This window comes from Streptacidiphilus sp. EB103A (genome assembly GCF_041261405.1).
GTDB lineage: Bacteria > Actinomycetota > Actinomycetes > Streptomycetales > Streptomycetaceae > Streptacidiphilus.
Genome location: NZ_JBGCAQ010000035.1, coordinates 15,953 through 29,763, shown reverse-complemented (window position 1 = coordinate 29,763; position 13,811 = coordinate 15,953). Strand labels below are relative to the sequence as shown.

15 protein-coding genes and 2 tRNA genes are annotated in these 13,811 nt (G+C 74.1%); 7 read left to right on the top strand and 10 right to left on the bottom strand.

Translation table 11 applies throughout. The features are described from left to right. Nucleotides 1-74: 74 nt before the first annotated feature. The 3 genes from ABH941_RS38755 to ABH941_RS38745 all read left to right on the top strand — a co-directional run bounded on the left by ABH941_RS38755 (nucleotide 75) and on the right by ABH941_RS38745 (nucleotide 2,141). Complete coding sequence (locus ABH941_RS38755; RefSeq protein ID WP_370135980.1) at nucleotides 75-896, top strand: hypothetical protein; 822 nt, start codon at nucleotides 75-77, stop codon at nucleotides 894-896. Nucleotides 897-971: 75 nt separating this feature from the next. Then, nucleotides 972-1,526: a hypothetical protein gene (locus ABH941_RS38750; RefSeq protein WP_370135978.1), complete on the top strand. Its 555-nt coding sequence runs from the start codon at nucleotides 972-974 to the stop codon at nucleotides 1,524-1,526. 264 nt (nucleotides 1,527-1,790) lie between these two features. Continuing rightward, nucleotides 1,791-2,141, top strand: a complete 351-nt coding sequence (locus tag ABH941_RS38745; RefSeq protein WP_370135975.1) for a hypothetical protein — start codon at nucleotides 1,791-1,793, stop codon at nucleotides 2,139-2,141. Nucleotides 2,142-2,255: 114 nt separating this feature from the next. Here ABH941_RS38745 and ABH941_RS38740 read toward each other — a convergent pair whose 3' ends face one another. The 6 genes from ABH941_RS38740 to ABH941_RS38715 form a co-directional block, all read right to left on the bottom strand. Next, on the bottom strand, nucleotides 2,256-2,510 hold the full coding sequence (locus ABH941_RS38740; RefSeq protein WP_370135973.1) for a hypothetical protein: 255 nt from the start codon (nucleotides 2,508-2,510) through the stop codon (nucleotides 2,256-2,258). Between the two features lie 1,382 nt (nucleotides 2,511-3,892). After that, entirely contained in the window at nucleotides 3,893-4,081 is a 189-nt protein-coding gene (locus ABH941_RS38735; RefSeq protein WP_370135970.1) for a hypothetical protein, read from the bottom strand. Between the two features lie 390 nt (nucleotides 4,082-4,471). Continuing rightward, nucleotides 4,472-4,945 carry a hypothetical protein gene (locus ABH941_RS38730; protein ID WP_370135967.1) on the bottom strand — a complete coding sequence of 158 codons (474 nt, stop codon included), beginning with the start codon at nucleotides 4,943-4,945 and terminating at the stop codon, nucleotides 4,472-4,474. Nucleotides 4,946-5,200: 255 nt separating this feature from the next. Then, the gene (locus ABH941_RS38725) at nucleotides 5,201-7,792 is read right to left on the bottom strand and encodes an MXAN_6230/SCO0854 family RING domain-containing protein (RefSeq protein WP_370135965.1); all 2,592 of its coding nucleotides are present in this window, start codon (nucleotides 7,790-7,792) and stop codon (nucleotides 5,201-5,203) included. A gap of 285 nt (nucleotides 7,793-8,077) precedes the next feature. Further along, a tRNA-Asp gene (locus ABH941_RS38720) sits at nucleotides 8,078-8,148 on the bottom strand. 21 nt (nucleotides 8,149-8,169) lie between these two features. Next, a tRNA-Glu gene (locus tag ABH941_RS38715) sits at nucleotides 8,170-8,243 on the bottom strand. 285 nt (nucleotides 8,244-8,528) lie between these two features. On the opposite strand from ABH941_RS38715, the gene ABH941_RS38710 reads away from it, so the two are divergent. From ABH941_RS38710 to ABH941_RS38695, 4 genes are all read left to right on the top strand, one after another. After that, nucleotides 8,529-8,780 (top strand): hypothetical protein, encoded by a 252-nt coding sequence (locus ABH941_RS38710; protein ID WP_370135962.1) that lies wholly within the window; start codon nucleotides 8,529-8,531, stop codon nucleotides 8,778-8,780. A gap of 82 nt (nucleotides 8,781-8,862) precedes the next feature. Next, the gene (locus tag ABH941_RS38705) at nucleotides 8,863-9,225 is read left to right on the top strand and encodes a hypothetical protein (protein ID WP_370135960.1); all 363 of its coding nucleotides are present in this window, start codon (nucleotides 8,863-8,865) and stop codon (nucleotides 9,223-9,225) included. A gap of 127 nt (nucleotides 9,226-9,352) precedes the next feature. Next, on the top strand, nucleotides 9,353-9,808 hold the full coding sequence (locus tag ABH941_RS38700) for a hypothetical protein (protein ID WP_370135957.1): 456 nt from the start codon (nucleotides 9,353-9,355) through the stop codon (nucleotides 9,806-9,808). A gap of 443 nt (nucleotides 9,809-10,251) precedes the next feature. Then, the gene (locus tag ABH941_RS38695; RefSeq protein WP_370135955.1) at nucleotides 10,252-10,518 is read left to right on the top strand and encodes a hypothetical protein; all 267 of its coding nucleotides are present in this window, start codon (nucleotides 10,252-10,254) and stop codon (nucleotides 10,516-10,518) included. 252 nt (nucleotides 10,519-10,770) lie between these two features. On the opposite strand, the gene ABH941_RS38690 is transcribed toward ABH941_RS38695, so the two are convergent. The 4 genes from ABH941_RS38690 to ABH941_RS38675 form a co-directional block, all read right to left on the bottom strand. Beyond that, nucleotides 10,771-11,631 carry a hypothetical protein gene (locus ABH941_RS38690; RefSeq protein WP_370135952.1) on the bottom strand — a complete coding sequence of 287 codons (861 nt, stop codon included), beginning with the start codon at nucleotides 11,629-11,631 and terminating at the stop codon, nucleotides 10,771-10,773. 655 nt (nucleotides 11,632-12,286) lie between these two features. After that, entirely contained in the window at nucleotides 12,287-12,508 is a 222-nt protein-coding gene (locus tag ABH941_RS38685) for a hypothetical protein (protein WP_370135950.1), read from the bottom strand. A gap of 247 nt (nucleotides 12,509-12,755) precedes the next feature. Then, a complete protein-coding gene (locus tag ABH941_RS38680) occupies nucleotides 12,756-13,337 on the bottom strand; it encodes a hypothetical protein (RefSeq protein WP_370135947.1) in 582 nt (193 codons plus the stop codon). A gap of 66 nt (nucleotides 13,338-13,403) precedes the next feature. Further along, on the bottom strand, nucleotides 13,404-13,778 hold the full coding sequence (locus ABH941_RS38675; RefSeq protein WP_370135945.1) for a hypothetical protein: 375 nt from the start codon (nucleotides 13,776-13,778) through the stop codon (nucleotides 13,404-13,406). Between the last annotated feature and the right edge of the window lie 33 nt (nucleotides 13,779-13,811).

Genomic DNA, 13,811 nt, shown 5'->3' with positions numbered 1-13,811 from the left:
ACCGACGCCGACAGCATCTGAGCACCCTGACCGCGCCCCTGCCCCGGGAAGCCGGCATCCAGTGCGCCTGCGCCGTGGCCCTCGCCGCCGCCACCCCGAAGATCGAGGCCAGCCCCCTGCGGACCACGGCCGGCCTGGACGCAGGCGCGGCCGCCATGGCGTCGACCACAGCCCTCGCCCAGCGCGGCAGGGCCCGCACCCCGCTCCAACTCGCCCCGCAGCCCCGGGAGCAGCACGTCCTGGACCAGGACCTGAGCCAGCACGCCGGCCAGCTCCTCGCCCGCGCCGACCGCGCCGTCACCGCGGTCCTGCGCTCCCGGGTCCACCTCGGCGACCAGCTGGACCGCCAGCGCAACAACCTGCTCCTGCCGGCGCAGCGGTGGGAGGTCGCCCAGCTGCTGCGCACCCACAACCGCCTCGAGCGCTCCCTGCCCGAGCAGGCGCAGGGCGACCAGGTCCGCCCCGTCCTGGAGGCGCACCGCGCCGTACTCGACCAGGCCCTTCAGGGCATCGAACGGCGGGTCGCGGCGCTGGAGACCTACGCCGAGCAGGCCGCCGAGGCCGACCGGCGCTACGCGGAGCTGACCCAGCTCGACCAGGTCAGCGCCGCTGGCCCGGAACTGCTGGAGCTGATGGCCCGCAGCGTCCGCGACGACCTCGCGGTCGCCGAGGTCGCGGACCTGACCGCGCGCACCACCGCGGTGACCGACGCGTTCACCCCCGCTACCCGCGGCTCGGCCCCGACCGCGACAGGTCCGGGCCCGCCGCGTCCTGGCGAGCCGCGCCGGCACCGCGGGCGGGCGGGCGGCTCGCCCCAGGCGGCCCCCGCGCGGCCGGCCCCGCACGACGTCCCGCTCCCGGCCTCCACGCCTCGCAGGCCTCCGACAGAACGGTGAGGACCCGACGCGCGGGGGCCGGCGGGCACTAGGGTCGTAAACCACCAAGGACCGCCGGCATCCAGGGAGACGCGCATGCCCGATCCGATCACGGCGCGAGCCGACCGCGAAAGCCTCGAACAGGGTGCCCGTGCCGTCGCCTGCTCCGTCGAGCAGCAACTGACCGGCGGCCACTACGCCGACCGCGCCGCCCGGTTGCCGCTCACCGTGGCCACGATGTGCCTGCAGGCCGCCGTCGGGTTCCTGTCCTCGCTCACCGCCGACCCCGTCACCGGGCCGGCCCCCAGCGTGGGCGTGCTCCTGGGCGGGGAGTACCTGCGCCGCGCCCACGACCAGCTCACCAGCCCCGCCGGGCAGCCCGCCGACCGTCAGACCCTCGAACTGGGCGCCCAAGTCGCCGCGGACCTCGTCCGCGACAGCCTGACCGAGGCCCACTACGCCGACCCCGACGCCCAACTCCTGCTCACCATGGCCACCCAGTGTCTGCAGGCCGCCGCCGGATTCCTGAACTGCGCCGCCGATGGGGCAGACCCGCGCGCCCGTACCGCCGACGGCGGGCAGCAGTTGCGCCTGGCCTACGAGCAGCTCGACCTCGCCCTGGAGCAGCAGCGCGCCCACAGCCACCACTGAACGCCGCGCTCCGGCGTCGGAGGGCGGCCCAGCCCGCCCGGTCTCCGGCAGCGCGGCGCCGGAAACCGGGCGGCGCGGGGCGCAGCGGCGGTGACGTCGGCCGGGGCCGTTGGCGCGTGCTGTTGTGCCAGGTCAGCCGGGGGACGCCACCTCGCGAACCGGGCAACCGGGGAATGCGGGCTTCGGCGGGTGCGCGGGGTCGGTGTCAGGGGCTCGCCCTACGGTGGGCGTGTCGCTCGCCCGCGCCCGTGGAGGTGGAACGCCATGGTCTTCAGCGACGCCGGTGAGGTCCAGGCCCTCGCAGAGGTCCTCGCCGAGCATCACCGCGCCGCCGTCCTGGACGCAACGGGCCTGGTCGCATCGGCCGGGTTCCTGACCAGTGAGGGCGCCCCCGGGTCCCGGACCGTCCGCGTCGGTCACCGCTGCCTGTTCCCGGGCTCCCCGGGCGCCATGACGTTCGCCGAGGTCGCGCAGGAGGAGAGCGACCGCGTCGCCGCCTACGGACAGCTCCTGCGCGAGGCCGGCTGGACCGTCCGCAGCACGACCTGCACCCGGCCCCGCCTCCTGGCGCACCGATCGAGTCGACCGGACCTGGGTTCCGGGCAGCCGCGATGATCCCGGACTTGTGAGCCGCCGCGATGGCGGTGTCGCCCCGGCCCCCGCCCAGTACGGCGCCGCTCCCGAGCCGGTGTCAGGTCGCCTACCCCGGGGCCGGTCTGCTGCGGCCGGTCACCGCGGCGGGTAGTCCCGGTGCCCGGCCCACGGCTGCGCCAGCGCGGCCAGCGCGAGGGCGGACCGGTCCGCGGCCGGTGCGTCGCCGGCCGCCAGGGCCTGCGCGAGGTCCCGGTGCAGGCCCTGTGCCTGCCGAAACGCGTCCGCGTACTCCCGGACCGCCGCGGCGCCCCCACCGCCGTACCCGTGCTGCATCCGCTCCTCGTACCGGTCCGCGACGAAGCGGTACAGCTCGGATCCCCGACCGGCCACGTGTCGTCCTTCCCGCCGCTCCCCCGCTGGACTCGACCGTACAAGGCCTCGCAGCAGCAGCCGGCCAGTTCGAGGCCGCCCGTCAGGACGACTCGCCCGCGGCGCACCGGTGTCGGCACATCCCGGTGCCGGGGCCGCCCGAGCGGTAGAATGACTGACGTAAGCCCCGGATCGTGCCTCTGCTTCGGCATGCGCCCCGGGGCAGAGCTATGTCCGGGCTGCGTCAGGCTGTTGGACGACGGGGCACCGTCCGGGCCGAACCCGGCACTCACCAATTGCACGCGCACCGCCGGGACGTGGCGCACCCCGCCGCCGGCCGTCACCTCGACCGTGGCGTGGAGCCAGGAACTGTGCCCCGGACCGGCGACCTGCCTGCCCCGACGACCGTGCAGCACAACCCGCTCCCCCGGCCCGGCCTGGAGCCGCCCGGTCTGCCCCGCGGGCCGAAGCGGCGGCAGGCCGTGGGTGGCGTACACCGTTCCCCTCCTGGGGAAACGGGCAGGTCACAGCGCCGCCCAGCGGGGCGGACGGCTCCGGGTCGTGCCTGTGCTGCGGTACGCGGCCCGGGGCGGCCGCGGGCCTGGCCGTATCCGGGCCGGCGGGTGCGTCGGTACCACTAGGGGTACCGCTTTGTTTCAGATCCTCAGAACAAACACCGGGCTGTCCGGACGTGGCGCTGCGGCCACGGCGCCCCTGACGGACCGCGGTGGCGGCATCCGCCCCCGGGGCCGGCCGCAAGGCACCGGACAAGCGCGGGCCGGACTGCCCGCCCCTGTCCAAGGGTCACCCCCTGCGCCAATCAGGACTGCGGGTGGTGCGAGTGTCCGCCGTTGCCTTGGAGTCAGTCTCGGCGGGGGGTCCCCGTCGCGAGCCCGCACCGTCAGCGTAGGAGACGGGAACGGCAACAGCCAAGCCGAAGCAGGGTTCTGGGACAGATCTGCACTATGCCGCGGCAACGGGACGTCCGGTCACAGATGGCAACCCGCTCCGGTGATGCCCGGGCACGGTCCCGGGCATCACCGCGGCACGCCCCCGGGGCCCGGCAAGCACCGGGCGACCCGACCCGGCCCAGCGTCACCGCGCCCGCCCGGCCGGCGACCACCGGGCCCGGTCCGGGCACAAGTACACGCCGCCCAGGCGTGCTGCCACAGCGCGCTGTGGCAGCACGCTGTAGTAGCGCGCTGGCCCCGTCGCGCCCGGGCAGCGAACGGAACCACCGCGATGACCGCCCCGACATCACCGGGCCCGGACCGTCCAGCACTGCGCGCCACAACAGCACGCTTCATCAGCGTGCTGTATCAGCGTGCTGCCCTGCCGTGCCGGTACGCCCCCGACGCCGTAGGTGACAGCCGAGCTGGCATCCGACATGCATGGCGGATGGGTCAGCTGATGGCTTGGCGCGTGCCTCTGATCAGGCAGTTCTGGCAGGCGGCCCAGTTGGCGTCCAGGCCGGGCTCGGGCGAGGCCCAAGGGGGCGGTGCAGGGCTTGGAATGGTGTCCAGGCAGCTACTGCCGTCAGCGCGTTCGGCGTCCAGCAGGACAGTGAAGGCAGCGAGTCTCTCGTTGGTCATGTCTGGGTGTAGGTGCTGGGATGGTGGTCGGCCCCGCCGAGCCGGCCAGCCGCTATCAAGTCGTTATGAAGTGTGGGTGGGCATCTGACCGTGGGCGAGAGCACGTTGCCTTGCGGACCGTGCCACCGATCTGTTTCAGTTCCTCAGAACAAACACCGGGCTGTCCGGGCCGTCCGGACGTGGCGCTGCGGCCACGGACTGGGTGGCGCCGTGGACACAGAAGCGGCCGTTGTGTCAGTCCTGGGCTGACACAACGCAAGATTCCGAGCAGCGACGGGGTCGGCGCCCAGGCTGCCCCTGCTGACGTCGGATCGGATTCCACTCTCGGCCGTCTGACCGTTGCCTCGGAGTCAGCCTCGGCAGGGAGTCCCCCGTCGCGCGCCCGCACCGTCAGCCCCTGCAGACTGTCAGCAGCCATGCGGGCTTCTCCTGAATCGGTGTCAGGCCGAGGACTCCGAGCGCGAAGCGCAGTCGCTCGTTTGCGGCCTCGTCTGCGGCGGTCGACATGGCTGCCGGGTCGATCTGCTCGGTGTCGCCCAGGTCGGTCCGGTGGACGGCGGCGGCAAGGAACAGGTCGCCGTATTTGTAGCCGCTGCTCTCGAACGTCACCGCGACCCGGGCGTTGGCGTCGTTGCGTCTGGCCCGCCATGCCTGGGGATCGGCGTAGTCGCCTTCCTCGTAGCCGACTGCGGCACGCAGGCGGTCCTTGGCGGCGCTGTGGAAGTCGCCGTCCTGTTCGAGCCAGTCGAGCGTCAGGCCGTCGTACTCGCCGTTCTCATCGAGGGCTTCCTGGACGAGCCAGCCTTCGTTGTCGCTCTGCAGGCGGTAGCCGTAGATGAGCTTCGCGGAGGTGGATGTTCCCATGGTGGTCCCTTTCGAGGGTCGGACGCCGGGCCGGGGTGGCGGATGATCGGGACGGGGCTGTCGGCTCTCGGCGACGCGCTGGGCGTGGTCCATCGGAACCGGAAGGCGGACCAGGTCCGCTGTGCCCGCCGGTAGGACGTTGTCGCGGATCTCGTCCACGACGTCCCCGGGATCGGCGGGACGCCGCCCTCCGGGGGTGGTGGTGCGCGCCGGGCCCCGGCCGGTTGGTCGGGGCCTGGCGCGGACGGGATCGGGCTACTGCGGGGCGAGGGCGGTGACCAGGTCGGCGGCGGTCAGCAGGCGGACCTTGGCGGCGTCCAGGCCGGCGGGGTGCAGGGCGTAGGCCTCGCTGCCGTCCGCCAGGGCCAGGTCTCCGCGCAGCAGGTAGGCGAGCTGCGCGGTCGCCGGGTCGGCCGCCGCGGTGTCGGTGTCCGGGGTGGCGATCCGGGCGGCGAACGCGGGCAGGTCCTCGCCGGTGCGGCGGCGGTAGGTGCTGGCGGTGCCGTCGAGGTGGCGGACCGCGACGGTGTTGGCGCGGGCGGCTGCCTGCCAGGCGGCCAGCTCGCCCAGGCCGACCCGGGCGCCGGAGGCGAACAGGTCGGTCAGGTGGTGGCCCAGGGTGGCCAGGTCGTCGGCGTGGCGGTGGACGGCGTGGTCGGTGCCGCTCACGCCCTTGACGACGTCGAGCCAGCGCATGGTGCGCCCGGCCACGTCGATGACCATCGGGATGCCCGCCTTGGCCGAGCTGGTCAGGTCGAAGCGCTGCTCGACCTGGCGGGGGTCGAAGACCTCGCCGGTGGTGCCGGGCTCGTCGCGGACCATCAGCCCGGCGAACGCGTCCGCGAGCTGGTCGAAGGGGACGCTGTTGAAGGAGAAGACGACGGCGACCAGGTACCGGACACCGGCCGCGTCGAGCTCGTCCAGGTCCAGGTCGACGAACTCGCTCGCGCCGTGCGGCGGCGGGGCGCTGGTCAGGTCGCCCGAGTGCACAGCCGCCGTCTCGCGGTAGCGCAGCCGGGTGAAGTCGCAGGTCCCGACGTGGTCCCAGGAGGCGTTGAACATCGCCGCCGACAGGTCCAGGTCGGTGGTCCCGGAGGTGTCGGACTCCATCCAGTGGACGAACAGCCGCACCGTGCGCCCGACCGGCAGCGGCAGTTCGCTGCCGCGCGGCAGCGTCACCAGGGCCCGGCTGGCGGTGCGCTCGGCGAACGGGGCGATCACCCCGTGCAGTTCCGCGTCCACCACGGCCAGGTCCACCCGCGGCAGCAGCGCGGCACGGCGCAGCACCTCGCCGGTCAGGACGTCCACCGCGCTCTGCACGACGGCGGGGTCCAGTGCGGGGCGCTGCTCGGCGGCGATGTAGACCTTCGCGGCGGCGCTCTTGGGGAAGAACACCCGGCCCGGGCGGGTGGTGGTGCGCACCCGCAGGGCGCCGAGCGCGGACAGCAGGACCGCCGGGGCGACCTTGGGCACCGCGTGCCGCAGCGCGGTCAGGACCCCGGTGGAGCGGTCGGTGCCGGCCAGGCGCAGCAGGTGGTCGGTGCGGCGGACCAGTTCGCCGGGGCGCTGGGCCAGCAGGGCCAGGGCGCGGGGCACGTCGGCGTCGGCCAGCGCGGACTCGACCGGCAGCGGGGGGATGCTGACGGTGGTGCCGGTCGCCTCGACGCCCGGCAGGTCGCCGGCGGTGGTGCGCAGCAGGCCCGAGATCCGGTCGCCGGTCAGCTTCAGGTCGCGCAGCGCGGCGAAGGCCAGGGCGGTGTTGGGGTAGCGGGTGGCGTGCTCGAAGGGGTGGAGCTGCTCGCCGGCGTGCTTCCAGTGCCGCGGGTGGCGGCGCATGTCCTGGGCGACCTGGACCGGGTCCAGGTCGTTGATGGCCGACAGCAGGGTGCGGCGCAGCGGGCGCGGGACCGTCGTGTGGCGCGGGACGGTGACCAGGCCGGCGTCGCCTGCGGCGCGTACGGCCAGCAGGCGCAGCACGTCGGTGGCGGTGGTGATCAGGGCGGCTGCGGCCGGGAGCGTCGTCGGGTAGGCGGTGCGGTCCGCGAGCAGCCAGGCCAGGAGCCGGGCCTTGGTCTCGCGGCCGGGAACGGTGGCGGGCAGCCAGGACAGGTCGGTGCGCGAGGCCGCCTGCGCGAGCAGGACGTCCAGGTCCTCGTTGTCCTGGGGGCTGAGCGCGCCGGTGCGCGCCAGGAGCTGGGCGGCCTCGGCGGCGGCGTGGGCCGTGCGGGTCTGAAGGTCGCCGCCCAGGGACAGGACGCGCAGGCGCGCGGGCAGGGCGCGGCGGGTGCCGGCGGCCGGGCGCGGGTCGGCCGGGCGCAGGAACGGGTCCTGGGCGTCGATGCGGCGGTGGCAGATCGGGCAGGCCGAGAAGTCCGAGCCGTCGAAGCAGTTGCGGCACACCAGGTGGGCGCAGGGCCGAACCGGGTGGACGCTGTCGGCGGCGGCGCACAGGACGCACGGCTGCTCGGGGTGCTGCAGCAGCAGGGCCAGGACCCGGTCGACGTAGAAGGCGAGGGTGTCGGCGGGGGTGCTGGCCGGGAAGCGGCGGAACAGCGGGGTGTGGTCGCGGTCCGCTCCCAGGGCGGCGTCGACGTCGGCCAGCAGCGCGGTGCCCGCGGTGGCCAGGGCGTCGGTGCCCAGCTGCGCCAGGGCCTGGCGCAGCTCGGCGGACAGCAGGTAGCCGCGCTCGACCAGGTCGCTCTCCAGCAGGGTGACCCCGGCCAGGGCGTCGGTCGAGGCCGGCCCGGTGGCGGGGGTCAGGTAGAGGGCGCCGCGGCGCGCCAGCATCACCTCGGCGAGCGAGCGGGTGCGGCCGGTGGCGGCGGTGGTGGTCAGCGCGGTCGTCATGAAGAGCGTCCTCCAGGGGGTGGTTTCCGGCGGTGGCCGGGCGCGGCCGCGGTCCCGGCGGGCCGGGCGCGGGTGTCGGGGTGTGCCCACCGCCCGTGGAGGGCCGGTACGTGCAGACGTCGAAAAGCGGGGCGGGAAGTGAGCGCGCTGGATCTTTACCAAGAGAGGGGAGAAGGAAGCACGCTGCGGAGCCGCCCCGCGAAATCGACCCTACCAACCGGCGCCGAGGGGGCGCACGGGCATTTTCGCCGCGGCCCTGCGGCCGCGACCGGTGGTGCTGATACGTACCCCCGCGGGGTCTCGAACCCCGTTCACCGAATCGACGGTCCGGCGTCCTACCCATGGACGACGAAGGCATTGGAACGTGCTGTGCTGCGTACCCCCGGCGGGATTTGAACCCGCGATCTCCTCAGTGAGAGTGAGGTGAGCTCGACCGCTACTCCACGGGGGCGTGGTCGGCGCGGGTGGTCCGTCCACCCGGCCTGACACATATAATATACCACAGACCTAAGCGTAAGTACAATTATAAGTGTCATGCTCGGACGTGTGGATTCCCGGGACCCCCACGCCCGGCCGCCGCGCCCGGCCCTGCGTCCGCGCTGCTCAAAGCGTTGACCGTGATTCAAATTACATGTAGATTAATTATTGATCGGGCGGTGCTCCCCAGGCCGGACCGAAGGCGTCCGCCGATCCGTGAGCGGCCCCTGCCGCCATCTCCAGGAAGGGCGTGAGAACCATGTGCAGTCAGTGCCGCATCGACACCGCGCGCTACGACACCGACGCCGAGGACCGGTGCCCGCAGTACCGCGAGGTCGTGGCCCGCGAGCAGGCCGCCGCCGACGCCTGGTGGGCCAGCCCCGCCGGACAGGCTCAGGCCGCCGACGACGCCCGGGCCGACCTCGAGGCCGAGGACCACATCGCCCGCAACTACGGCGACTGCGGCCAGTCCCTCCACCAGTACTTCACCCCCGAAGAGGGCGGCTACTGACCCCCGGCCGCAGGACAACCGCCGCCGGGGCCGGCCCCGGCGGCGTCCCTCGCACCATCCCCGACAGGAACAGGACCCGCCCATGACGCTCCCCCAGATCCCCGCCGAGCTGCACCCCAGCGTCACCGACGCGCTGGCCGCCCTGCTCGCCCGCCACGTCCCCGCCACGATCGAGTCCTCCGACGGCTGCGGCTACCAGTTCCACATCCCGGCCGGCGGCGGCACCTACATCCTGGTCGGCAGCCCCGAGGGCCTGCCCGAGGCCGACCAGGAGCCGACCGGCTACCACGCCCAGCTCCACACCCCCGACGGTGACTTCATCGACGTCGTCTACCACTCCTGCACCGACGACCCCGGGTGCTGCCCCGTCCCGGGAACCCTGGACCCCGCCCCGCTCGCCGAGGCCATCGCCACCGCCCTGCGCCCGGCCCCCGCCGCCGGCTGAACCCCCGCGGCGCCAACAAACAACCCCTCCCCCGGACCGCGGCCCGCCCGCCCCCCGCGATCGCCGGCAGCCCGCCGCCCCCACCCGTGCCCGTCTCCGAACCTCCCGAACGGAAGGAACCACCGCGATGGCCACCCCGACTCCCGCCCCCCAGGAGCCCGCCGAGGTCCCGGCCGGCAAGCACTGCCCCCGATGCGACCGGAACGCGCTGTACGGCATCGAGTGCGCGCACTGCGGCCGTGTGATCATCACGGCCCTGGTCATCGAACCGTGCCGCGCTCCGGCCTGGTCCAAGGGGTGCTGCCCGGTGTGCTACACCACCGATCCGCAGATGTGGGAGGTGCACGGCCGGCTGCTCTGCACGGTGTGCGCACAGGGCCGCAGCCGGTGGGGCGACCGGGTGAAGGCCGCACCGGGGTGGCGTGAGCGCGCGCGCCGCGTCGTGGAATGGGCCGACAACCCGGGCCAGAGGGCGTACGCCACGCAGTACGCGGCCACCACCGCCGCCGAGGACACCGACCCGGTCGAGGCCGGCGTACCCCGGGCCCACACCCCCACCACCAGCGGCCGTACCAGCAACTGACCCGCCGCGACCGCAGCGCGCGACAAGACGCACCCCGCCCCGCCCCCGAACCGGGGCCGACCACCGCGAACAGCCCGGCCCCGCCGACACCACACCCCCGGCAGGCGACCACCGGGCCCGAACCGGCCGCGCGAGACGCGCTCAACTGCTCACTGCTACAGCTCGCTAGGAAAGCGCGCTGTAGCAGCGCGCTGTCCTGCCGCGCCGGAACGAACCGGGCGCAGCCCGGTGTCAGCGCCCGCCGCCGCGGGCGGCGGCCCGCAGCGCGCGGAGCCGAGCCGCCTCGAGGCAGCCGAGGTGCACCTCACCGCCCGGGGGCGAGCGTTCGCCGGCACCGCGCTCTGCCACAATGGGGCGGTCATACGCATACGCTCCAGGTGCTTCGACCGGCCGGTCCCCCCATCGCGGAGCCCCGAAGAAGTGCACGCGAACAGGAGCACCCGTTGGTCACCGTCCACATGAGCGACCAGGACAAGACCCTGCTGGGGGCGCTGGGCGCGCACCGGGTCCTGCACGAGGCCCAGCACGGCGTGAACTGCGCCGACTGCGCCCAGGACCTCGCCCGGGAGCAGCACGTCAACGCCGTGGTCGCCGAGGCGTCCGGCCCCCGGTGGCTGGTCCGGCTCACCCACCCCGCCTGCACGCCCCCCGCGGCCCTCGACCGGCTCGACCCCAGCAGGTCGGCCATCGCCGTGGCCCGCCCCGCATAGCACAGCCCAACCCACACCGACCACGGCACCCGACGTTCCTGACACGGCGTCCACGGCCACGGTCCCCGAACCCGAGGCAAGCCCAGCGCGAGACCACGGCCGCGCAGACCGGCCAATACACCCGGCCCCGGCGGTGTGGCAGGGCGGCGACACGGACATCTGGGCGTAGGCGGCAAGGACCCGGCTCACAAGACGGCGAGCACCACCAGCCGCACTACCGGCGAGTAACTCCCGGCCCGGACGGTTGCGCGGTCACGCGTCCTGGCTCGCCGCGGCCGGCACGCTCAGCCGCTCCCGCGCGGGCTCGACCGTGCCCGTCTCCGGCTGCTGTGCATTCCTGGGTTCCGGGAGCTTCCAGTACCGGGCCTGGTACCGCGTCATCATCGTCTGGCCCGCCTTGAGGGCGCGCACCATGGCGCCGTCGGGCGTGAAAGTGAGAACAATCGTGCGGCCGTTTCTGGACCCGGTGGCGGTGATACCGGTTCGGTCCAGGGCCACGCTCGTCCTCGGGGTTCTCAGCAGGCGGATGAGAACCGCGCGCATCGCTTCATGCCGCTCTTCCACCGGAACGTCGCGCAGGAACGCTGAGTTGAGGACGTCCGCGTGGAAGACGACGTGGTTCAGGTAGGCGACGTGGCGGAGCCTGGCCTCATCGGTGATCGGCCGCCGAGGGATGGGCACGGGCACGGCCAGGCCGTTCTGGTCGTACGCGCCGACGGGCAGCAGGGGCCACGTCGGCTTGGGCACGGCTGCGCGGGTGGCCTCCTTCTTACGGCTGGCGCGCTCTTCGGCCGTACGCAACTGCTCTTCCCTGCGGAGTTGGGCCGCACGTTGCTGCAGGCGCGCCTCCTCGAGTCGGCCGAGCAGATCCTCCAGGGGGATGCGGACCAGTTGCTCGAACCAGGATTCGGGCGGCCCGTGGAAGCCGGCCACCCTGCGACAGTCGTCGTCCAAGTAGAAGACGTACCGGTGCGTCGATCCCGAGTCTGTTTTATGGCTGCGGGCGCGGACCCGTGTCCCGTCCCGGGCGATCGCGCCGGTCTGCAAAATCCGCTCCAGGAGCAGCCGGATCTGTTGGTCGGCTGTCTCCTCCGAGGTGATGTAGGCGGCCATGTATGCACGCCGCGTACCAGAACCGATCGTGGCCAGCCTTGCGACTGTGCGCGCCTGGTCCGGGGTGAACCGGTCCGCAGCGGCCCATCGTCGTCCGAAGCCACCACCGGACGGGAGCGCAGAGTGATGACTCATGAGCTGAGGGTAGCGGAGCCGTCGGCGGCCGAGCCTGCGGACCCTACGACCCGGCGGGGGCAGCGGCCCCGGTTCGGGGATGTAGGGGGCTCTGGGGGTGGCCGCAGGAACAGCCCCAGACCATGCCCCGCTCGGTGAGTTCCACGCGCATCTGGTGCTGGGCCTCGATGGTCACCGCTTCCTCGACAGCGTTCAGGGACAGCCCTGCGGCACCCCTGAACAGCACGCTGCGTCAACGCACTGTCATGCCGTGCCGGTACGGCATGTACGGCACGGCAGCGCGGGGGCGCTCGGTGTCAGCGCTCGGCGCCGGAGGCGACGGCCGGCAGAGCGAGGAGCCGGGTCGCTCCTGCGTTGCGGGGAGCAGGGGCGCGCCGGTGGTGTGGGGTGTACCGCGGCGGGGCCGGTGGGGCCACCGGTCCACGGCTGCCTGCCTGTAGCCGGGCCGCGTCCCCGACGTCACACACCGGCCCGACCGGCAGCGCAGTCGGCTGGTGGCGGCCGCCACCGGCACTCCCCGCTACACGCCGGCGGTCTCCAGGCGGCCCAGGAACGCCTTCCCGCGGTGGTGGTCACGGCGCAGCCGGGTGCAGCGGCAGGTGAAGGCGTCCGCGGTGCCCTCCTCACGGGCCAGGGCGGCCAGGTCCGTGACCAGGAGCGCGGCTTCGTCGCAGGGGCCGGCCCGGCCGGCGCAGATGGCGCCGGCGGTACGGGCGGAGTCTCGAACCGTCGGAGGCGGCACGGCGCCCCATCCAGTGCTGCCCCCCGCCGGAACGGCCGGCCTCGCCTGCGCCGGCAGGCCCCGGGCACCGGTCGCCCGCAGCCCCGCCCTTCGGCCCATGCTGACACCCCGGCACCCGCCACCGGGACCGATCACCGGAGCGGGTGACAGCCTCCACCACCCGCCGGCCGTGGTGCCTCTTGCCGCCGAGCACTGCCCGGACCCTTGGTCCCCACCGGGGGCGGTCCGGGCTGCAGTACGCGCCGTATCAGCGCTCCGCGCCGGGGGCGATGGCCAGCAGCGCGAGGAGCTGGGCGGCGTCCAGGACCCGCAGGTGCAGATCGGAGGCGGTGACCTGGCCCTGGCCGTCGGCGTGCAGGTGGACCCGTCCGCCGCTCCACCTGACGTGGGTGTGTCCCGGCACGTGGGGCCAGGTGCTGACGTCGGGGGTCAGGCGCAGGGTGATGCCGATGCGCTGCACGGTCTGGGCCAGGGCGGCCTGCGCGGTGGCGGTGCGGGCCGCCTGCTCGTGTTCGCGGCGCAGCAGCAGCGGTGCCAGCTCGGCGGTGATCCGGTCGGCCAGCGCCTCCGGATCGTGTGCGGAGCCCTCCAGTTCGAGATGGAACCCGTCGCGCTTGCCGGGCTGCAGCAGGTTCTGGGACACCGGACGCGGGACGATGCGGAAGGTGCCGTCCGCGCGGCTGGTGCGAACATCAGCCTCGAACCCCTCCGGGCCCTCCAGGACCGCCCACAGGGTGCTGCGGCGGGAGGCGGCCGTCCAGCCCTCGCCCAGGCGCTGGGCCAGGCGGCGGGTCAGGGTGAGGGCGGTGGGCGTGGTGTGTGGGGTCAATCGGGCCTCCGTAGGAGATGGGGACGGGGGCGGCGGTCGCCGCCGCCGGGATCGGCGGTCCCGGGATCAGGACCGGGTGGTGGCGGGTGTCAGGTCCACCCGCAGCACGTCGTCGTGGTTGGGCTCGTGCAGGTCCGACAGGGCCGCCAGGGCCTGCTCGGCGGCCGGGGACAGTGCGGCGGTGCGGGTGCTGCCGTCGGCGAGGTGCCAGGTCGCGTCGCCCGGGTCGTAGAAGGGGTCGCCGTCGCCCTCGAAGACGGTGAAGGTCACCGTCAGGGCGGTGGGCCCGCTGCCGGGGCCCGGTCGCAGCGCGGCGGCGAGGTCGCGTTCGTGGCTGCGGGTCAGGGCCGAGGCCACGGCGTCCCGCAGGGCCTGCAGGTCCCGGGTGGACAGGTCCTGCAGGCGTTCGGGAAGGGCGGCGGCGCTGAGGTCCAGGGGCACCGGGTGCTCCGATCTGCGCGGTGGCGGGGAGGG

Bases quoted from the DNA above. Each gene is read 5' to 3' on its own strand.
- ABH941_RS38705 (WP_370135960.1), top strand. From the start codon at position 8,863: ATGACGCTCCCCCAGATCCCCGCCGAGCTGCACCCCAGCGTCACCGAC.
- ABH941_RS38730 (WP_370135967.1), bottom strand. From the start codon at position 4,945: ATGGGAACATCCACCTCCGCGAAGCTCATCTACGGCTACCGCCTGCAG.
- ABH941_RS38725 (WP_370135965.1), bottom strand. From the start codon at position 7,792: ATGACGACCGCGCTGACCACCACCGCCGCCACCGGCCGCACCCGCTCG.
- ABH941_RS38735 (WP_370135970.1), bottom strand. From the start codon at position 4,081: ATGACCAACGAGAGACTCGCTGCCTTCACTGTCCTGCTGGACGCCGAA.
- ABH941_RS38710 (WP_370135962.1), top strand. From the start codon at position 8,529: ATGTGCAGTCAGTGCCGCATCGACACCGCGCGCTACGACACCGACGCC.
- ABH941_RS38690 (WP_370135952.1), bottom strand. From the start codon at position 11,631: ATGGCCGCCTACATCACCTCGGAGGAGACAGCCGACCAACAGATCCGG.
- ABH941_RS38745 (WP_370135975.1), top strand. From the start codon at position 1,791: ATGGTCTTCAGCGACGCCGGTGAGGTCCAGGCCCTCGCAGAGGTCCTC.
- ABH941_RS38750 (WP_370135978.1), top strand. From the start codon at position 972: ATGCCCGATCCGATCACGGCGCGAGCCGACCGCGAAAGCCTCGAACAG.
- ABH941_RS38700 (WP_370135957.1), top strand. From the start codon at position 9,353: ATGGCCACCCCGACTCCCGCCCCCCAGGAGCCCGCCGAGGTCCCGGCC.